Origin of the sequence: Flavobacterium sp. LC2016-01 (genome assembly GCF_009711135.1) — a bacterium.
Classification (GTDB): Bacteria; Bacteroidota; Bacteroidia; order Flavobacteriales; family Flavobacteriaceae; genus Flavobacterium.
On record NZ_WMIC01000003.1, the window covers coordinates 259908 to 279748 of the forward strand.

Genomic DNA, 19841 nt, shown 5'->3' on the forward strand with positions numbered 1-19841 from the left:
AAAATTTTGTTTTACTGAAAGTATCATATGTATTTTTTGTTTTTTATTATGGGTGCAAATGTAGTTATTTTTGGATTAATTTAACAAATAATAGCAAGATTAAACAAAATTATAACAAACAAACTTTTATTGAAACAGATAAGAATCTAGTTATATGATCTTGATTGCTCATAAAATGTTTGGACTTTACAAAGAGAAAACTTTATAAAAAATATAGTTTACTTTTAATTTCAATTATTTGATCTCTTTGATATTTTTTTCTCCAAACCACTCGTTTGCTTTTTTGAGTACATTCTCATTTGGATTACTATAATAAACAGCAAGATTTTCTTTAGCACGAGTACAACAAACATAAAATATTTTTTGCGTTCTCTTTAATACAGATTGACTTTTTACACTATCTGTAAAAAGATATTCGAAATTGTAATCATTCCATTTTCCATTATCCAGTAATACTAAAACATTATTAAATTCAGCACCTTTTGTTTTATGCTGAGTTGAAAAAGGAGTAAACCCTTCTAAATACTTATATAAACTAATAAATTCTTGAAATGAAACTTCTTTAACGCGATTATAAATATATTCTTTTTCTACAATGTATTTTGTCAATTTATCATCATCCTTTGAAACGATACCTAAATCATTAGCTTTTTGGATTACTTGTTCAATTGTTAAACCTTCATCTTTTAATAATTGTTGAATATTTCCATTTAATTCAACTTTCTTTTTAACACTATCGATGGCTTTTCCATTTTTCTTTAAAACTCTAATTACTTCGTTATAGTTTTTACTTTCGTAATTGTACAACACATTTTGAATCTTAAATAAATGCTTGATTAAATTATCTCTTTTTGATCCCTTTTTGTTCTCACTATCCTGAGATTGCTTTTTATCATCAATAAGCATATCCTTATCTAAATAGATTTTTTTAACCTCAGAAAATTTCAGGTCTTTTATACTGTCATATAATTTCGAATTAACATTATTTGATATGATTTTAGTCTTTTTTGAAATTTTAGTTATAAAATTTAACTCAGTTACAAAATCATCAATTGTTTCAAATTCATGCAATCTTTTTTTAGGTATTTTCGTTTGTTTTACAACTTTATCTTTTAACTCATTTAGAAAATTATCAGTAAATAATAAATCATTAATATCTTCTTTTGGTAAATCTTTGATTTTATTATAATTATTTATAGCATTTTCATCTAACTTTATTTCATCTAATAAATAAGACTGAGCTTGAAGATTCATTTCGTCAACTATTTCATCAAAGGTTTTATTATCATCTATAACAATACGATTCAGTTTAATTTTCTCAACTATATCTTTTTTTAACGAAATTATGGGATCTTTATCATAGATTTCCATTAAATTTCGAAAACCAACTTCATCTGCAATTAAATTGTGTGTTAAATTCAAAACCTTAGTTTCTTTAGTATTATCAAAATCCCATTTTTCCTGAGAGAAAAGATAGTCTTTGATTTTATCCCTTTCAACATCTTCTTTTCCAAATAAAAACAGTCTCCTTCCTTCTTTTACCTTACCTTCTGAATCCATATTTGGAGCACTCTTATCTTTGGAAGGTTCTTGAGTTAAATCAGATCTTAATTTATTAGCTAAATCAAAAATTAATCGAGGATTTCTCCTATTTTGTTTTTTTTGAACTTCTCTTACTTGATCTCCTTTATCTCCTTTATATAAATCTAAATTTTCAATTCCTTTATCATAAATGGATTGCATACTATCTCCAAAAAATCCAATAATAGATTTTTTAGAAGATTTTTTAAAGTGAAGTAAAAATATTTGTATCACTTTTTCATCTGTATCTTGATACTCATCAATAAAAATAAACTTAAATTTATCTTGAACTATATCGGAAAGTTTCTTATGAGAAGAAAACATTTTTTCTGCGATAATTAATAACTCGTCATGAGAGATTATCCCATCTGATAATTTTCTATTCTCTTGATAGCGTATTCCTTTTTCTTCAATTTCAGTGTAATTAAAATTCTCTACAGCTATATTAGATTCAGTATCTTTTGCCAAGTCAAATAAAGTTCTCTTCAATTCTTCCTGAAAATTACTAATGCAATTCCAAAGAAAATCGTGAATTGTACTAACAAATAAATTTTTATGATTTACTCGTTCTTCAATTTCTTTAACAGCAGAATTTGTATATGTCATGCAGGCTACTTTGCTAGTCGGATTTTCTCGAATAACTTGCCTAATTACACTAACCAACGAATAAGTTTTTCCACTTCCTGCTCCACCGCTCAAAAGAAAATTATTTCCATTATCAATAAAACTCAATATAGATAAAACTTCTTTTTCAGTTATCTCTAATCTTTCCTCAACCATAATAATCCTTCTTTTATATAGTTTGGTATCTTCCAACAACTATAATTACTATTTTCACTATTTAAGAGTATTTCCATTGCTAATGAAGGTTTTTTTATAACCCCTTTTTCGGCTAATTCAAAAACTTTCTTATTTTCTTTAAACTCTTTTAACCACTTATCTCTTAAATTGTTCCAATTTTTTATGTTATCACATATAAATTTATAATTAACATGAAAAAATGAATCTTCAAAGCTTCTAGCATGATAACCGGATTCTTCCGTTTGATATATAATTAGTAAATTACCTGACTTACTAAGTTCCCAATTTCTGTGTTCATTTTTTGCTATTCTTTTTGAATCAAAATTTAATTTTTTAAAAAAATCTAAATCATTTTCTGTTTTACTAAAAAAGTAATGCAATGAAGTATTGGATGTTTTATTAGCTTTTGAATCATTCCCAGAACATTTTATAACTTCCATAATAGGAGTTACTAGATCGTCCTTGAATTTTAATTTTCCATCTTTTTTATTTTTTGCTTGTTCCTCGTAATAACTATCAATGTCAGTAATGACAATTGACTTAATTCCTATAAAATCTATAAAATTTTCAAAAACTGAAGAGTAAGCTCCAACCTCAACAATTGAAATATTTTGAGACTGAATTGGAAGTTCATTTTCTTCTAAATTCTCTTCTAAATCAATTTTCTTCATCATCGCGGGAAGCAAGATTCTTTCAGTATCGCCTTCAATAAAAATAGCTTTGTCTGCAAAGAAAAGCTCTGCTCTATTTAATGTTAAGTATTGTTTTAAAAATTTATAATGCTTTTTGCCTTCAATATCTTCTGCCTTATATTCTTTCTCTAAATCTTTTAAATTTTTAGATTTGACATTACCTACACTTTCTTTCTTTAAATATTTAATAGCATCAAAATTATCACAATTTGAGACTATGTGTGAAGAGTGAGTACTTATGACATATTGAAATAATTGGTAAGTTGATTTTTTGTCTTTTTGTTTTATTTCAATTCCCTTATCCAGAAGATTAGTAATGTTTTTAATAAAAACATACTGCATTTGAGGATGCGTATGCGCCTCTGGTTCTTCTATAAACAATAAATTAATATCTGCAGGTTTTTCGTCTTTACTTCTTTTAAATTCATTAATAAGTATTTCAATTTCAAAAATCATACTCAACAAATTCATGTATCCTAAACCATTATAATGTTCTGGAAAAATAGTTGCTTCATGGTCATAAATAACAGTAGTATTGCCCTTTAATAATTCTTTACTTTGTAAGGTAGAAATAATTTTAATCTTGGATTCATCCTTTTTCATCCCTCCAAATTGACTTATTTTATCAATTATATCACTGAATAATCCCTCATAAACTGTACTTAATTCATCATCTGTTTTTTCAATTGCTTCTTTAAATTTTTCTATTTTGATTTCATCTTCATCATTTTTTTCAGAAGTTTCATAAATCATAGAAGTTTGACCAGAAAGTGTCTTTTCATTTTCTTTATTAGTTACATCTCTTTTTGCACTTATGTATTTAAAACTAATAATATTTTTCAAGTTCGATTTAATATTATTTTTTTCTAAATCAATGAAATTTTCTTCAATTATTAAATTATTAGCGTAATCGTATAGCAGAGATTTCCATCTTATTTTGAAATATTTAGCTATATTTTTTTTAAAAAAATAATCAAAATCTTTTACTTTATAATCTGGTCTATTTTTTTTAGCCTCTTCATTAATTTTAAAATCTCTAAATTCTTTTTTAAACTCTAAATACTTATCATAGTGCATTGAATAATCATAGCCCAAAACAATTTTGTTATTTTCCAATTCAAGGTCCCTCATTAAATCACCAATATTTGCTAAGGAGTCATTTTCACCATAAGAAATAATAAGTCTTAATGTTAGACCATATATTTGTTTATTAAATTCTTTCTCATCAATTAAATCTGTTGATTCAATAATATTTTTTATATAATCCTTATAAATATTATTAAAATCTTCTGCTTGGATTTTCCTATTATCAGAATTATTAATAAACTTATCCAAACATGATAATATGGATGTTTTCCCTGTATTATTTTTTCCTAAAATCAGAGATAAAGATTCTTCTAAATCAAGTTTAAAGTCTTTTAATAGACGATAATTTTTAATTTGTATTTGTTCTATTTTCATCTGTATTAAAGCTGTTTAAGTCTAATTAGTATTTTGTTCAATACTTCATTTTGAACGTATGGCAAATATTCTTCATAAAGAGTAGCAGCGCGAATATTAGTCAATTTACCAATCGCATGAGGGATATTTATATAAAACTCATCTTTTACTATCCACTCAACTGGTAACTCAAAATTATTTCGCACTTTTGATAAATTTTCTCCTTTTTCGAATAAAACATCAAGTAGAGAACTTTTAACAAATCCAATTCCTTTAACTCTAATATCAAATGAACCTGGTCTATTTGCTTTTAAATAAATAATATCTCCAACTTTAAATGTTGAAATCATACTATACAGGTCGTTAGCATCTTTTATATCCCATCCAATAACATAATTATTATTAAGAAAAAAATCATCTTTAAGTTCTTGTCCACTCCAGTTTGAGCCTGCTCCATAAATTGCCATACTTATTCAATTTTATTTTAATATTTATAATCTCAAAAACAACTATTTCTTCAAAGTTGCATAAGATTTCATTAATTACTTTACGGTTTTCCGCAATCTCGATAATTATCTATGGCATTGCTAATCTTCAAATATATACAAACAAAAAGCCTTCAAACCAAGTACAAACCCCTGATTTAAAAGCTAACAAATAAATACCTAACAGATTTTAAAGCCAGGCTCGCGATTTTTATTGTGATTAAAAGAAAGGTGTGCAAGGGCTCGAACCTGCATCCTTCTGTTTAGCAAACAGCTGCTCTTCCAATTGAGCTAACACCTTTGGATTGTAAGTTTATTTGAATTTGCCACAAAGACTAGAAGTCTCAAAGTTTTCTTTTTTGCTTTCTCATAAAATCAACAGTAAAAATAAAAACCTTTGTTCCTCTGTCCTTTGAACTTAGAAAAAAAAGGGTGCACCTGGACTCGAACCTGTACCTTTCCCAGTGGCGGGGAACGCTCTTCCAATTGAGCTAACACCCTAGTGGATAGTTGGGACTCGAACCCAAAACTTTTCCTGTGGAGGAATATTTTTCCACTTAAACTTCTATCCTAATTTTTACCAATTAGAAACTTTGTAGTTTTTCAACAAGACCCCAAATATACTTTTTCCTTTGATACCTTGCATTATTGGATCAAAAATTCTGCTCGCTCCATCTACAGAATCCAGTGGCGGAATATATCCTTCTTCAAACTGCTTTTTCCGTAGACTTTCTTTTGCTCCCGTCGAAATCCATCCAACATCAACACTAGTCATATAAATCGAATCTTCTGCAAATTCTTTGGCCGAAGTGAGTGTCATCATGTTCAGCGCCGCTTTTGTCATATTCGTATGCGGATGAAAAATCGTTTTGTTTGTGTAGCTAAAAATTCCTTCAGACGATGTAACATTTACTATGAATCGTTCATTAAATCCTGAATTTAAAAACAAAGGCTTTAATTCTTTTATCAAAAAATAAGGTGCAATCTGATTAATTAAATTTACTTCAACTAATTCATACATACTGATTTCTTCTAAAGTCGAATTCCAGCTTGTTTTGTCTCTGTTGTCAACAGGCTGGCCAAAACGAGAAAGTGCAACTTCTGTCTGTTCTTCAAAACCATATTCTAAAGCTTTTATTTCTGCTGCGACTTGAGTTTTATTGGCAAACAATTTTTTATCTGATGAAAACTGACTAAGCAAATTTTCTTCTTTTTTAATCAAAGGCAGATAATATTCATCTGGATATTTGATAGTCTGCGCCGCGTTGTTTATTAAAATATCCAAAGTGTCAAATTTGGATTTATAAAACGATATAAACTCATTAATGGCATTTAAATTTCTTAAATCCAAACCATAAATAATTAGATTATTTTCCCATTCCTGATAGTCATCTTCCTTTTTGAATTGTTCCAAAGCAAGCGCAGGAAATCGAGTTGTAAGCACTACATTTGCTTGATTTCGCAATAACTTTAAAGCCGTTGCAAAACCTACTTTTACACGTCCGCCGGTTAAAATAACATTTCGGCCTTTTAAATTGATATTTTGAAAACGCTTTTCATAATTTTCTTCAGCACATTCAGGACAAAGTCTTGTGTAAAAACTATGTGCCAACTTATAGGAACTATTGCAGGCATAACAATTTTTAGGCAGATTTAATTCGGTAAACTGTTGATCATCGGGATTTTCTTTTTCTGCAAATAAAGTTTCTCCATTTATAGCTTTTGAAACCAATGCAGCATTCAGACTTACTTGAAGATCTTCTTTTTTCTTTGAAGAATAACTTACACTACGCAGATTCTTTTTGGCATTTTTATGAATCTTCGTTATCAAACCCGCGAATAAATTGTTATCCGGATTTTCAAACGGGTCGTCTTTCAAAGCTTGTAAAACCTTTATACAGCGTTCCCAATCTTCATTGCTAAAAGTATATTTGTTTTCTGTTTCCATTTTATTCTTCTAAAAAATCTTCTAAAAATCCTATAAATTGTTTTCCATCTGCTGACCATCTTAGTCCTTGGCCGTTTTGCACTCTTACCTCGTAAACTAAACCATGTTTGTAATGATAGAAAATATTCCACCATGTTTTATGATTTATAATGTAATGAATCAGTTTTTCAACATTTTCTTTTTTCTGAATTGCATTTCCTTTGATTTCTCCAAAAATGCTGTCTTTTTTTCTTCCAACATGTTTTTCCCATGCTCTTACAGCAATTGAAATTTCTTTGTTGAAAGGTTTAAAACAGCTTTCTAAAAGAATTTCACGTAAAGGTGGAATTCCTGTTTCATCACGTCTGCTTGCCGATGTTAGGCGTTGTCCTAAAATAAGCAAAATAATTTCGAAAGGTACATTTTCAAGCGAATGAATCAAATTCGATTTTAGTTGATCTGAATTGTTTTCAAAATCTTTCAAAACAGATTCAAAATGGGAAACGGCATCTTGCAAGGAAACTATAATTTCTTCCTGAAAATAAGGCATTCTTATAATATCAGATTTCTGCGAATGAAATGAAATTAGGTTTTCAGAAAAAAGATTCAAATTTTCATCAGCTAAAAACAAAGCATATTTCTCTTTCCATTCTGAATTAAGATCAGGAATTATAGCTTTTATTTGATTGAAAAAGAGATTTGGTTTCATTTTTTATTCACAAGTAATTATGGTCTCATTTATATTCAATTGCTGTAAAACGTATTTCATCAGGTTAAAATTAGCATTTGAATGATCTAAAATCCATGCATCAGAACTGACAGCTATAAAATTACTTTCAGCAATTACTTTGTCAGGATTATAGACCAGTTCAACTTGCCAATCATATTGATTTTCTGAAGCTATTTCTTCAATCAGTTTTTTCAGTCTGCCACTATTTGAAACTGGTTTATCAAACAGCCAATAAATGGTTTTTATTTTTTCTTTTTTGTAAAAATCAGCCATCATTTCTATTGCATGAGATGTTTGTTTTACTCTTTTATAAGTTCCGTGAACACTGGACAAATCACGAATAAAACCATCTTGTCCTCTAAAAACATAAGCGTTAGACAAAATGCTTTCTAATAAAATCAAAGCATTAAAACCATCTACAGCAATTTCTTTGCCTTCTAAATCCTGACTCTGAATTTCTTTTGCTTTTCGATTTTCAATCTGACTTTGAGAAGCGCTCATTCCACGAACTGCTTGTTGCTGACGGGAATTTAAACGATAACGGTTCCCGACTAAAGCTAATGTCGCTTTTTCGCCATAACCTCTAGTTAGGAAATAAGACAAATCTGTTACAGCTTCCTTGAGTTTCAACTGTATTTTTTCCGTTCCGAATAAAGTATCGTCACTTGCTTCTTTTCCTCTGTTTTTAAGATTCGTCATTTTGCTAATTTATAAAACATATTACGTTTTTGAATACTATTATACCTAACAGATTTTAGAAACCTGTTAGGAAAACAAACCTAAATACCAAAAAAGCCTTTAGAATTCCTACTCGTTTCCTCTGCCACTTTATCTAAAGTAATTCCTTTAAACTGTGCAATTGTTCCAGCAACATACGGCAGAAAAGCAGGTTCGCAACGACGTTCGTGGTATTTTTTCAAAAGACTGTTCGGGACATTTTTAGGAAGCATAAATGGCGCATCGGTTTCAATCATCATGCGGTCAAGCGGTACGTACTGAATGACTTCTTTTAAAGGACTGAAACGTTTGGCATCTGAAATCGCTCCCGTAAAACCCAGATAAAATCCGTTATCGAGATAGGTTTTGGCTTCTTGCAACGTTCCCGTAAAACAATGCACAACGGCTTTTGGCAATTGCGGTAAATAGTCTTTGGTGATATTCATAAAAGAATTAAAAGCGCTTCTTTCGTGCAAAAACAACGGTTTCTGTACTTCGATCGCCAATTCTAATTGGGCTTTATAACATTCTTCCTGTCTGTTTCTGGGCGAAAAATCACGATCAAAATCGAGTCCGCATTCGCCAACCGAAACGACTTGTTTCTGCTTTAATAAGTTTCGTAGTTTTGAAATGCTTTGTGCATCAAAACTCTTCGCATCATGCGGATGAATTCCGGCAGTGGAATATAATATTCCCGGATATTGTTTTGCGATTTCTAATGAAGCTTCGCTGTTTCGCACGCTTGTTCCCGTTAGAATCATTTGCGATACATCGGCGTCGAGCGCGTCTTGTACGACATCGTCTATGTCGTTTTGGAATTGTTTGTTTGTTAAATTAATTCCTATGTCTATGTATGTCATTTTTTTTTAAAGTTGCTAAGGTTCTGAGATGCTGAGATGCTAAGTTTTTTTTTTCTCTTTGGAACCTTTATTATTATTTATTTTTTGCCACTAAGGTGCTAGGGCGGTAAGTCTTTTTAGTACTGATTAATCATACAGTTTGTCATCCTGAGGGACGAAGGATCACATCCAATATTCGTCAAAGAGAATCGCCAATCTTTGTCGAGTTTCTCGTGTGATCCTTCGTTCCTCAGGATGACATAAAATGAGAGTAAACCTTTACTCACATTGTGTTAGACGCACTGCTGTGCGCCTCTACACTGAAAACTGTGACTGCGACTGATCACTAAAAAACTGATCACTGACCACTAATCCTCACGACTTCCATCATCTGCCATTCTAACCAGTTTAGGAGTGAATTTGGCCACAACATCCACTAAGTCCTGTTGGGCTTCCATCACCTGATGGATATCTTTATACGCCATTGGTGCTTCGTCCAGACCTGCGCCAATAAGCGTAACGCCATGATCTTTCAGGATCGATTTCATCTCGGTTTGTGTGATGTTTTTTATGGCTTGGGTTCTGCTCATTTGTCTTCCTGCTCCGTGTGAAGCCGAATTAATCGCGTTCTCCTCGCCTTTTCCTCTCACCAGAAATCCTGGTGCGGTCATACTTCCCGGAATGATTCCCATAACGCCTTTTCCGGCTGGAGTTGCTCCTTTTCTATGCACGATTACCTCTTCGCCGTTCCAGATTTCTTTCCAAGCGAAATTATGGTGGTTTTCAACTTTGGCTAAAATTGTGGCACCCAGAGCGCGTTCCATTTTGTTATGGATAATCTCGTGACAAGCCGAAGCGTAATCTCCTGCCAAATTCATCGCCAGCCAGTATTCCTGACCTAATTGTGAGTTCATATCCAAATACGCTAAATTTCTCGCTACTTCTGGAAGTTTACATTCGTCTTTGGCTATTTTAGTATAATGTCCTGCAATGGTTGCTCCCATTCCCCGTGAACCAGAATGCGTTAACAAAGCGACATATTTTCCTTTTGGGATATTCAAAACGACATCGTCTTGGGCAAATTCCATGATTCCGAATTCGACAAAGTGATTTCCACCACCTGAAGATCCTAATTGCGACCAGGCTTTATCTTTCAGATTTTTCACAAACGGATTCATATTAAATGTATCGTTCTCCAAAACCGCATGATCTGATTTGTACTGACCGTGAAATCCGTGACCCGCTCCAAAAATGGAATTGGCAATTAATTCTTTTTTGAATTTAGCTTCGTTTTCGAAGTAAAAAGCTTCAGAAATATCGTAAACCGATAACGCCATTCTACATCCAATATCAACTCCAACACCATACGGAATAATGGCGTTTTTTGTTGCTAAAACACCACCAATTGGCAATCCGTAACCTTGGTGCGCGTCTGGCATTAAAGCTCCGGCAACTGTAACCGGCAATTTCATAGCAACTTCCATTTGTTTTCTGGCGCCGTCTTCGATTTGATCTAAACCGTACGCCGAATATGTATTCGGATTTTGATTTAAAGCGATGAAATCTTCTGGTTTCTCATTCGATTTTTCGATTAAAGCAACAGCGAGTTTACTGAAGATTTTATCGTCTGTATAGTTTTTCGGAGTTTCTAAGACTTTTTTGAAATTAGCAATCATTTCGTGTCTTGTAAATCCGTTTCTTTTGCTGTTTATTTTTAAGGCGATTCCGATTATTTTTCCTTCTGGAAATCCTAAAGCTAATATATCTGTACCGTTTATTTGTGTGTTCATTGTTTTTTGTTTTTTGATAAGCAAAGATTTCAAAACTACTACGCAATTATTTTGCGCAGTAAAAAAAGAATTTTAAATTTGAGTAAAAAACAATATGAATTTACAGAAAATTTATTTTGATCTACTTTCTAATATTGGCTTTTCAGAAAATGAAATTCAGCAAAACTGGATCAATTTAGAAAAGGCATATTCGAAAAAATCAAGGCATTATCACAATCTCACGCATTTAAAAGAAATGATTGCCAGTTTTGAAAAGTATCGGGACAGACTTCAAAATCCAAACGAAATATTATTTTCAATCTTTTATCATGATTTTGTTTATTCGGCTTCCAAAAAAGATAACGAACTCAAAAGTGCCGAATATGCTTTGGCCATTTTACCTGAAAATGTCAGCTTAAATAAACAATTATTTTTTGATGCTATTTGTGCTACGCAACAACATCAACAGAATTCTATTCAAGATATTAATTGGTTAATCGATTTTGATTTGAAAATCCTTTCGAAAGACTGGGAAGAGTATAAAATCTATTTCGAACAAATCAGAAAAGAATATCGCATTTATCCTGATTTTCTTTATAAACCTGGACGTGCGAAAGCGTTGAAGCATTTTCTGGAAAACGAATTTATTTTTCAAACCGATGCGTTTCGGAATTTATATGAAGAGAAAGCGAGGATTAATATTGAAAAAGAGATTTTATTATTAACGTAAATGCGTGAGGGATGGGAACGGCATCCTTTTGTGGCGGGGTTCGCCACAAAAGATATAGTGGACAGCCCGACCCGGAGGGACACGCCCAAAAAATACAACGCGAAATTAATCTCGCAAAGACACAGAGTCGCAAAGTTTTTATTAAAGATTAAACGCACAGTTTGTCATCCTGAGGAACGAAGGATCACACAAGAAACTCTACAAAGATTGGCGATTCTCTTTGAGGAATATTGGATGTGATCCTTCGTTCCTCAGGATGACAAAAAAATAAGCAAATCATTTTAATCGTTTTAATCTGTGGCATAAAAAATAAATCTTCGCGACTTTGCGACTTTGCGAGCAAAAACAACACAACATGTCACAAAACAAAAACGCCTTAATCCGGTACAAAACAATCGACAAATGTCTGCAGAATAAATATCGGCAATGGACTTTGGAAGATTTAATCGAATGCTGTTCTGAAGCTTTATTCGAATATGAAGGACGTGAAAACCCCATCAGCAAACGAACGATTCAAATGGATATTCAGTTGATGCGCAGTGAAAAACTCGGTTATAATGCTCCAATTGTGGTTTACGACAAAAAGTATTATAAATATGAAGACGAAGATTTCACAATAACCGATATTCCGCTAACGGAAACCGATATGAATGTTTTGACTGAAACGGTTTCGATGCTGAAGCAGTTTAAGGATTTCTCCTTATTTAATGATGTGTCCGATATTCTACAACGATTGGAGGATAAAATCTACGCCGAGAAATCGCATACCAAACCCGTTATTTATTTGGATAAAAATGAGAAACTAAAAGGACTGCATTATCTTGATGAAATATATCAGGCGATTATTAAGAAAATGGTTCTGATTATTACCTATAAATCTTTTAAATCTGCTGAAGAAACGAAATTCCATTTCCATCCTTTTATATTAAAGGAATTCAACAATCGCTGGTTTTTAATCGGAAAGAAAAATTCTTCACAGCCTATTACCAATTTAGCTTTGGACCGAATCATTTCAATTGATTATGATTTTAATCATCCTTACTTGGAAGAAGATTTTGATGCCGATACGTATTATAAAGATGTAATTGGCGTTACGGTTAATTCAGGATTAAAAGCTAGACGGATTGAACTATGGGTTGATGCTTCGAATGCACCGTATGTACTGACAAAACCTTTGCACACCTCGCAGCGATTAATCAAAGAAAATGAAGACGGAAGTATTATTGTGCATTTGTTCGTAATACCCAATTATGAAATGGAACGGCTTCTGTTAGGATTTGGAAGCTGTCTTGAAATCTTAAAGCCTGAAGGTTTGAGAAATCGCATGAAAAAAAATCTTCAAAATGCAATTTCGAGATATGATTCTGAAGATTTAACTGAAGTAAACGCATAATTTTTTGCATAATACCAAATTAAATCCCGTTTTAAAATCAAAAAAGATTTTTTACGACATGAATTTTGTTAAAATTTCAAAAAAGAATAGTATATTTCAGTTAAAATTTAACCTCAAAACACTGTAAACCAAAGACATTTTTTAATTAACCAAAAATTTATTTAAAAATAATATGCATGCATAGTATTTTTTAATTATATTTGAAATCGATATAGTTACCTATGAAAGATAAAACGATAGATTATATTTTGAGAGCGACATGGCAAGCTGTTTCAAGAATGTATAACGAAGAAGCTGCAAAGTACGATGCAACAATGGCGACGGGATTTGCACTTTTAAGTATGGACAAAGAAGAAGGAACACCATCGACCGCCTTAGGCCCTAGAATGGGTATGGAAGCTACAAGCTTAACCAGAACGCTCAAATCTATGGAGGAAAAAGGTTTAATTGTTCGCAAAAAAAACCCAAGTGACGGCCGAGGCGTTTTAATTTACCTTACCGAATTTGGAAAAGAAAAAAGAGATTTATCTAAAAATACCGTTCTAAAATTTAATGAGACCGTTAGAAAACATGTATCAGACGAAAAGCTGAAACATTTTATCGAAGTTTCTGAAATTATAAACGAACTGATTCACGATAAAAACATATTTAATCAAACAGAAAATACAGAAAATGAATAGTATTTCTTTTTAAGAGATAATTCAGATTCTAGCTTACAAAAACAAATTAACAAACTATGAAACGCACAATTAAAAAAGTTGCTGTAATTGGATCCGGAATTATGGGTTCAGGAATAGCTTGCCATTTTGCCAATATTGGTGTTGAAGTTTTACTTCTTGACATCGTACCACGCGAATTGACCGAGGCTGAAGCTAAAAAAGGATTAACTCTTGAAAGTAAAGCTGTTCGTAACCGAGTGGTAAACGAGCACTTGGCGAATTCATTAAAATCGAAACCATCTCCTATTTACAGTCAAAAATTCGCTAGCCGAATCACGACTGGAAACACGACTGATGATATGGCAAAAATTGCCAATGTTGACTGGATTATTGAGGTTGTAGTGGAACGTTTGGATATCAAAAAATTGGTTTTTGAACAAATCGAGAAATTCCGTAAACCGGGAACTTTGGTTACATCTAACACATCTGGTATTCCAATTCATTTTATGAGCGAAGGAAGAAGCGAAGATTTTCAACAGCACTTCTGCGGAACCCACTTTTTTAACCCTGCGCGTTACTTAAAATTATTTGAAATTATTCCGGGTCCAAAAACTTCAACTGAAGTATTGGATTTCTTAAACGAATACGGATCTAAATTCTTAGGAAAAACTTCGGTTGTTGCTAAAGATACTCCAGCGTTTATTGGAAACAGAATTGGTATTTACGGAATCCAGAGTTTATTCCATTTAGTGAAAGAAATGGGATTAACGATTGAAGAAGTTGATAAATTGACTGGCCCAGTAATTGGTCGTCCAAAATCGGCTACTTTCCGTACGGTTGACGTTGTTGGTTTGGATACTTTGGTACACGTTGCCAATGGTATTTATGAAAACTGCCCAACAGACGAACAACACGAATTGTTCAAACTTCCTGATTTCATCACAAAAATGATGGAAAACAATTGGTTGGGAAGCAAAACTGGACAAGGTTTTTATAAAAAAGTAGATAAAGACATTCTTTCTTTAGACTTAGATACATTAGAATACCGCGCTGCAAAAAAAGCAAATTTTGCTACTCTTGAATTAACAAAAACTATTGATAAACCAATCAATCGTTTTAAAGTATTAGTTAAAGGAACTGACAAAGCGGGAGAATTTTACCGTAAGAGTTTCGCCGGAATGTTTGCTTATGTGTCAAACAGAATCCCTGAAATCTCAGACGAATTATACAAAATTGATGATGCCATGAAAGCTGGTTTTGGATGGGAAAATGGTCCATTCGAAATCTGGGATGCCATTGGTGTTGCCAAAGGAATTGAAATCATGAAAGCAGAAGGTTTAGAACCAGCTGCATGGGTAACTGAAATGTTGGCTTCTGGAAGCGACAGTTTCTACACTGTAAAAGAGGGAGCGACTTATTTCTATAACATTCCAACAAAATCACAAGTAAAAGTTCCTGGACAAGATTCATTTATTATTCTGAACAACATCCGCGAAAGCAAAAAAGTTTGGAGCAATAGTGGTGCAATCATTCAGGATTTAGGAGACGGAATTTTGAACTTAGAATTCCAATCTAAAATGAATACCATTGGTGGTGACGTTTTACAAGCTATCAATAAAGCAATTGACTTATCTGAAAAAGAATATCAAGGTTTGGTTATTGGAAACCAGGCAGCGAATTTCTCTGTTGGGGCTAATATCGGAATGATTTTCATGATGGCAGTTGAGCAGGAATACGACGAATTGAACATGGCGATTAAATTGTTCCAAGATACAATGATGCGTGTTCGTTATTCTTCAATTCCAGTTGTAGTGGCACCTCACGGAATGACTTTTGGCGGTGGATGCGAAATGAGCTTACACGCTGATAAAGTGGTTGCTGCTGCAGAAACTTATATGGGATTAGTTGAATTTGGTGTTGGTGTACTTCCTGGCGGTGGTGGATCTAAAGAAATGGCTTTAAGAGCTTCAGATTTATTCCGCAAAAATGATGTGGAATTGAACGTTCTTCAAGAGTATTTCTTGACAATCGCAATGGCAAAAGTTTCGACTTCTGGTTATGAAGCTTTTGATACAGGGCTTCTTCAACATGGGAAAGATGTTATTGTAGTAAACAAAGATCGTCAGATTGCTGAAGCTAAAAAACATGCTTTGTTAATGGCAGAAGCTGGTTATACACAGCCTATCAGAAGAACGGATGTTAAAGTATTAGGAAAACAAGCTCTTGGAATGTTCTTAGTTGGAACAGATCAAATGGAAGCTGGAAAATACATTTCTGAGCACGACAAGAAAATCGCTAACAAACTGGCTTATGTAATGGCTGGTGGTGATTTATCTGAAGCTACTTTAGTATCTGAACAATACTTATTAGATATCGAACGTGAAGCTTTCTTGAGTTTATGTACAGAAAGAAAAACTCTAGAGCGTATTCAATATATGTTAACTAAAGGAAAACCGCTTCGTAACTAGATAAAAGATGCAAGAAACAAGAAGCAAGACTTTAGAAATATCTTGCCTCTTGCCTCTTTCTTCTAATGAATCTTAAAAAAAACAAAACAAATGAAAACAGCATATATAGTAAAAGCATATAGAACAGCAGTTGGAAAAGCTCCAAAAGGTGTTTTTAGATTTAAAAGACCTGATGAATTAGCTGCAGAAACCATTCAATTTATGATGGATGAACTGCCTGATTTTGATAAAAAACGCATCGACGACGTTATGGTAGGAAACGCCATGCCGGAAGCTGAACAAGGCCTTAACGTTGGACGTTTGATCTCATTAATGGGGTTAAAAGTGGAAGATGTTCCTGGAGTTACAGTTAACCGTTACTGTGCTTCTGGTTTAGAAACTATCGGAATGGCGACTGCTAAAATCCAATCAGGAATGGCAGATTGTATCATTGCTGGTGGAGCAGAAAGTATGAGTTTTATTCCGATGGGAGGTTACAAACCAACTCCGGATTATAAAGTTGCTGCTGCAGGTCACGAAGATTATTACTGGGGAATGGGTTTAACTGCTGAAGCGGTTGCCAATCAATATAAAATCTCTAGAGAAGATCAGGATGAGTTTGCTTACAACTCTCACATGAAAGCTTTGAAAGCACAAGCAGAAGGAAAATTCGACAAACAAATCGTTCCGATTACGGTTGAGCAGACTTTCATCAATGAAAATGGAAAAAAAGAAACGAAGTCTTACGTTGTAAAACAAGACGAAGGTCCAAGAGCTGGAACTTCCGTTGCTGCTTTAGCTGGTTTAAGACCTGTTTTTGCTGCTGACGGAAGTGTAACTGCCGGAAACTCATCTCAGATGAGTGACGGTGCAGCTTTTGTTTTAATCATGAGTGAGGACATGGTTAAAGAATTGAATCTTGAGCCAATCGCCAGATTAGTAAATTTTGCTTCTTCTGGTGTTGAACCAAGAATTATGGGTATCGGTCCGGTAAAAGCAATTCCGAAAGCTTTGAAACAAGCAGGATTAACATTGAATGATATTGATTTAATTGAGTTAAACGAAGCTTTTGCTTCACAAGCTTTGGCAGTAACTCGCGAGTTAAACATTAACCCAGAAATCGTAAACGTAAACGGTGGAGCGATCGCTTTAGGACACCCTCTGGGATGTACGGGAGCTAAACTTTCTGTTCAGTTATTCGACGAAATGAAACGCAGAGGTAATAAATACGGAATCGTTTCTATGTGTGTGGGAACTGGGCAAGGTTCTGCAGGGGTTTACGAAGTGTTGTAGTTTTTAAGAGGAAAGAAGCAAGAAGCAAGACTTAATTTTGGAATGAAAATGTTCTAAAAACAGAGTTTTAAAAAGTAGTACAAAACTTACTTTTAATTTTTCTTCTTATCTTGCCTCAAAAAAAATGAGACACAATTTTAAGAATTTGAGAATTTGGATTTTAGCTATGGAAATTACAAATGATATCTATAAACTAACTGCCACTTTTCCAAAATCAGAAACTTATAGTTTAATAAGTCAAATGAATAGATGTTCTGTTTCAATGCCTTCTAATATTGCTGAAGGTTCAAACAGAGGAAATAAACACTTTCAGCATTATTTGAATATTAGTTTAGGTTCGTCATTTGAATTGCAAACACAATTACTGATAGCTTTTCAAAATGATTATCTATCCAAGACAAAAACAGAAGAAATAGAAAACAAAATAATTGAATTTCAAAAGATGACAACAGGTTTCATAAGTAAGTTAGATCAAAATCTTGCTTCTTGACTCTTGCATCTTTTAATCTAAACAAAAACAAAATGGCAGATACAATCGAAAAAAACGTAACCCGTGGTGGTCAGTTTTTAGTTAAAGAAACAAAATGCGAAGATATCTTCACACCAGAAGATTTCTCTGAAGAGCAGTTAATGATGCGTGACTCTGTAAAAGAGTTCGTAGACAAAGAATTATGGGCGCATAAAGATCGTTTTGAGAAAAAAGATTACGCTTACACAGAATCTTCTATGCGTAAAGCTGGTGAACTAGGACTTCTTGGAGTTGCAGTTCCAGAAGAATACGGCGGATTAGGAATGGGATTTGTTTCTACAATGTTAGTTTGTGACTACATTTCTGGAGCAACGGGATCTTTCTCTACTGCTTTCGGAGCTCATACTGGAATTGGAACTATGCCAATTACTCTTTATGGATCTGAAGAACAAAAGAAAAAATACGTTCCGAAATTGGCTTCTGGAGAATGGTTTGGAGCTTATTGCTTAACTGAGCCAGGCGCAGGATCTGATGCTAACTCAGGAAAAACTAAAGCGGTTTTATCTGAAGACGGAACTCATTATTTAATCACAGGACAAAAAATGTGGATTTCGAATGCAGGTTTCTGCAGCGTTTTCATCGTTTTTGCTCGTATTGGAGATGATAAAAATATTACAGGTTTCATCGTAGAAAACGATCCATCAAACGGAATTTCTATGAACGAAGAAGAGCATAAATTAGGAATCCGTGCTTCTTCTACGCGTCAGGTTTTCTTCAACGATACGAAAGTTCCTGTTGAAAACATGTTATCTGAAAGAGGAAATGGTTTCAAAATTGCAATGAATGCTCTTAATGTTGGTCGTATTAAATTGGCTGCTGCATGTCTTGATGCGCAAAGAAGAGTAACTTCTGGAGCTGTAAAATATGCTAACGAAAGAATTCAGTTCAATACATCTATTTCATCTTTTGGGGCTATCCGTTCTAAATTAGCTGAAATGGCAACTAACGCTTACGCTGGAGAAAGTGCTTCTTACCGTGCTGCAAAAGATATCGAAGACAGAATCGCTGCTCGTGAAGCAGAAGGAACTTCTCACCAAGAAGCTGAATTGAAAGGTGTTGAAGAATATGCTATCGAATGTTCTATCTTGAAAGTAGCAGTTTCTGAAGACGTTCAATCTTGTTCTGATGAAGGAATTCAGATTTTTGGTGGAATGGGATTCTCTGAAGACACTCCAATGGAAAGTGCTTGGAGAGATGCTCGTATCGCTCGTATCTACGAAGGAACAAACGAAATCAACAGAATGCTTTCTGTAGGTATGTTGATCAAAAAAGCAATGAAAGGACACGTTGATTTACTTGGACCAGCAATGAAAGTTCAGGAAGAATTAATGGGAATTCCATCTTTTGATACTCCAGATTTCTCTGAATTATTTGCTGAAGAAAAAGGAATCATCGCAAACTTGAAAAAAGTATTCTTAATGGTTGCTGGTAGCGCTGTTCAAAAATATGGTCCTGAATTAGATGCTCACCAACAATTATTGATGGCAGCTTCTGATATCTTGATCGAAATCTACATGGCTGAAAGTACCATTTTGAGAACTGAAAAGTTAGCAAAAGCGCAAGGCGAAGATAAAGTTCAGGAGCAAATCGCTATGGCAAAATTATACTTGTATAAAGCTGTAGATATCGTAAACTTAAGAGGAAAAGAAGGTATCGCTTCTTTCTCTGAAGGTGACGAACAACGTATGATGTTAATGGGATTAAAACGTTTTACAAAATACACCAACTTGCCAAACGTAGTGGCATTGAGAGAAAAAATCGCCGCAAAATTAGTTGCAGAAGATACTTACTGCTTCTAATATCACAATA

15 protein-coding genes and 2 tRNA genes are annotated in these 19841 nt (G+C 33.2%); 7 read left to right on the forward strand and 10 right to left on the reverse strand.

What is annotated here, in order from left to right:
• Positions 1 to 234 precede the first annotated feature (234 nt).
• From GKZ88_RS08165 to GKZ88_RS08210, 10 genes are all read right to left on the reverse strand, one after another.
• The gene (locus tag GKZ88_RS08165; RefSeq protein WP_155101886.1) at positions 235 to 2361 is read right to left on the reverse strand and encodes a UvrD-helicase domain-containing protein; all 2127 of its coding nucleotides are present in this window, start codon (positions 2359 to 2361) and stop codon (positions 235 to 237) included.
• Positions 2343 to 4535, reverse strand: a complete 2193-nt coding sequence (locus GKZ88_RS08170) for an ATP-dependent endonuclease (RefSeq protein ID WP_155101887.1) — start codon at positions 4533 to 4535, stop codon at positions 2343 to 2345. The genes GKZ88_RS08165 and GKZ88_RS08170 overlap by 19 nt, the downstream gene beginning before the upstream one ends.
• A gap of 5 nt (positions 4536 to 4540) precedes the next feature.
• The gene (locus tag GKZ88_RS08175) at positions 4541 to 4981 is read right to left on the reverse strand and encodes a hypothetical protein (protein WP_155101888.1); all 441 of its coding nucleotides are present in this window, start codon (positions 4979 to 4981) and stop codon (positions 4541 to 4543) included.
• A 245-nt stretch (positions 4982 to 5226) separates the two neighbouring features.
• Positions 5227 to 5300, reverse strand: a tRNA-Ser gene (locus GKZ88_RS08180).
• A 127-nt stretch (positions 5301 to 5427) separates the two neighbouring features.
• Positions 5428 to 5500: transfer RNA gene (locus tag GKZ88_RS08185), tRNA-Trp, on the reverse strand.
• Positions 5501 to 5576: 76 nt separating this feature from the next.
• Positions 5577 to 6947 (reverse strand): SDR family oxidoreductase, encoded by a 1371-nt coding sequence (locus tag GKZ88_RS08190; protein WP_155101889.1) that lies wholly within the window; start codon positions 6945 to 6947, stop codon positions 5577 to 5579.
• A gap of 1 nt (position 6948) precedes the next feature.
• Positions 6949 to 7635 carry a hypothetical protein gene (locus tag GKZ88_RS08195; RefSeq protein WP_155101890.1) on the reverse strand — a complete coding sequence of 229 codons (687 nt, stop codon included), beginning with the start codon at positions 7633 to 7635 and terminating at the stop codon, positions 6949 to 6951.
• A 3-nt stretch (positions 7636 to 7638) separates the two neighbouring features.
• Positions 7639 to 8355, reverse strand: coding sequence for a DUF434 domain-containing protein (locus GKZ88_RS08200; RefSeq protein WP_155101891.1), 717 nt, complete (start codon positions 8353 to 8355; stop codon positions 7639 to 7641).
• 80 nt (positions 8356 to 8435) lie between these two features.
• On the reverse strand, positions 8436 to 9233 hold the full coding sequence (locus tag GKZ88_RS08205) for a TatD family hydrolase (protein WP_155101892.1): 798 nt from the start codon (positions 9231 to 9233) through the stop codon (positions 8436 to 8438).
• A 347-nt stretch (positions 9234 to 9580) separates the two neighbouring features.
• Entirely contained in the window at positions 9581 to 11002 is a 1422-nt protein-coding gene (locus GKZ88_RS08210) for an RtcB family protein (protein WP_155101893.1), read from the reverse strand.
• Between the two features lie 94 nt (positions 11003 to 11096).
• Between GKZ88_RS08210 and GKZ88_RS08215 the strand changes: the two genes are divergently transcribed.
• The 7 genes from GKZ88_RS08215 (at position 11097) to GKZ88_RS08245 (ending at position 19831) form a co-directional block, all read left to right on the forward strand.
• Entirely contained in the window at positions 11097 to 11711 is a 615-nt protein-coding gene (locus GKZ88_RS08215; RefSeq protein ID WP_155101894.1) for a hypothetical protein, read from the forward strand.
• Positions 11712 to 12066: 355 nt separating this feature from the next.
• Complete coding sequence (locus GKZ88_RS08220) at positions 12067 to 13104, forward strand: WYL domain-containing protein (protein WP_155101895.1); 1038 nt, start codon at positions 12067 to 12069, stop codon at positions 13102 to 13104.
• A 221-nt stretch (positions 13105 to 13325) separates the two neighbouring features.
• On the forward strand, positions 13326 to 13784 hold the full coding sequence (locus tag GKZ88_RS08225) for a MarR family transcriptional regulator (RefSeq protein WP_035647209.1): 459 nt from the start codon (positions 13326 to 13328) through the stop codon (positions 13782 to 13784).
• A 56-nt stretch (positions 13785 to 13840) separates the two neighbouring features.
• A complete protein-coding gene (locus GKZ88_RS08230) occupies positions 13841 to 16231 on the forward strand; it encodes a 3-hydroxyacyl-CoA dehydrogenase/enoyl-CoA hydratase family protein (RefSeq protein WP_155101896.1) in 2391 nt (796 codons plus the stop codon).
• 90 nt (positions 16232 to 16321) lie between these two features.
• Positions 16322 to 17503, forward strand: coding sequence for an acetyl-CoA C-acyltransferase (locus tag GKZ88_RS08235; RefSeq protein ID WP_155101897.1), 1182 nt, complete (start codon positions 16322 to 16324; stop codon positions 17501 to 17503).
• A 124-nt stretch (positions 17504 to 17627) separates the two neighbouring features.
• Positions 17628 to 17993: a four helix bundle protein gene (locus GKZ88_RS08240; RefSeq protein ID WP_155101898.1), complete on the forward strand. Its 366-nt coding sequence runs from the start codon at positions 17628 to 17630 to the stop codon at positions 17991 to 17993.
• Positions 17994 to 18025: 32 nt separating this feature from the next.
• Positions 18026 to 19831, forward strand: a complete 1806-nt coding sequence (locus GKZ88_RS08245; protein WP_155101899.1) for an acyl-CoA dehydrogenase family protein — start codon at positions 18026 to 18028, stop codon at positions 19829 to 19831.
• Positions 19832 to 19841: the final 10 nt, after the last annotated feature.

What these genes read in the sequence shown, in the direction of transcription:
- GKZ88_RS08165 (WP_155101886.1), bottom strand. Translation starts at nt 2,361, where the DNA reads ATGGTTGAGGAAAGATTAGAGATAACTGAAAAAGAAGTTTTATCTATA.
- GKZ88_RS08170 (WP_155101887.1), bottom strand. Translation starts at nt 4,535, where the DNA reads ATGAAAATAGAACAAATACAAATTAAAAATTATCGTCTATTAAAAGAC.
- GKZ88_RS08175 (WP_155101888.1), bottom strand. Translation starts at nt 4,981, where the DNA reads ATGGCAATTTATGGAGCAGGCTCAAACTGGAGTGGACAAGAACTTAAA.
- GKZ88_RS08190 (WP_155101889.1), bottom strand. Translation starts at nt 6,947, where the DNA reads ATGGAAACAGAAAACAAATATACTTTTAGCAATGAAGATTGGGAACGC.
- GKZ88_RS08195 (WP_155101890.1), bottom strand. Translation starts at nt 7,635, where the DNA reads ATGAAACCAAATCTCTTTTTCAATCAAATAAAAGCTATAATTCCTGAT.
- GKZ88_RS08200 (WP_155101891.1), bottom strand. Translation starts at nt 8,355, where the DNA reads ATGACGAATCTTAAAAACAGAGGAAAAGAAGCAAGTGACGATACTTTA.
- GKZ88_RS08205 (WP_155101892.1), bottom strand. Translation starts at nt 9,233, where the DNA reads ATGACATACATAGACATAGGAATTAATTTAACAAACAAACAATTCCAA.
- GKZ88_RS08210 (WP_155101893.1), bottom strand. Translation starts at nt 11,002, where the DNA reads ATGAACACACAAATAAACGGTACAGATATATTAGCTTTAGGATTTCCA.
- GKZ88_RS08215 (WP_155101894.1), top strand. Translation starts at nt 11,097, where the DNA reads ATGAATTTACAGAAAATTTATTTTGATCTACTTTCTAATATTGGCTTT.
- GKZ88_RS08220 (WP_155101895.1), top strand. Translation starts at nt 12,067, where the DNA reads ATGTCACAAAACAAAAACGCCTTAATCCGGTACAAAACAATCGACAAA.
- GKZ88_RS08225 (WP_035647209.1), top strand. Translation starts at nt 13,326, where the DNA reads ATGAAAGATAAAACGATAGATTATATTTTGAGAGCGACATGGCAAGCT.
- GKZ88_RS08230 (WP_155101896.1), top strand. Translation starts at nt 13,841, where the DNA reads ATGAAACGCACAATTAAAAAAGTTGCTGTAATTGGATCCGGAATTATG.
- GKZ88_RS08235 (WP_155101897.1), top strand. Translation starts at nt 16,322, where the DNA reads ATGAAAACAGCATATATAGTAAAAGCATATAGAACAGCAGTTGGAAAA.
- GKZ88_RS08240 (WP_155101898.1), top strand. Translation starts at nt 17,628, where the DNA reads ATGAGACACAATTTTAAGAATTTGAGAATTTGGATTTTAGCTATGGAA.
- GKZ88_RS08245 (WP_155101899.1), top strand. Translation starts at nt 18,026, where the DNA reads ATGGCAGATACAATCGAAAAAAACGTAACCCGTGGTGGTCAGTTTTTA.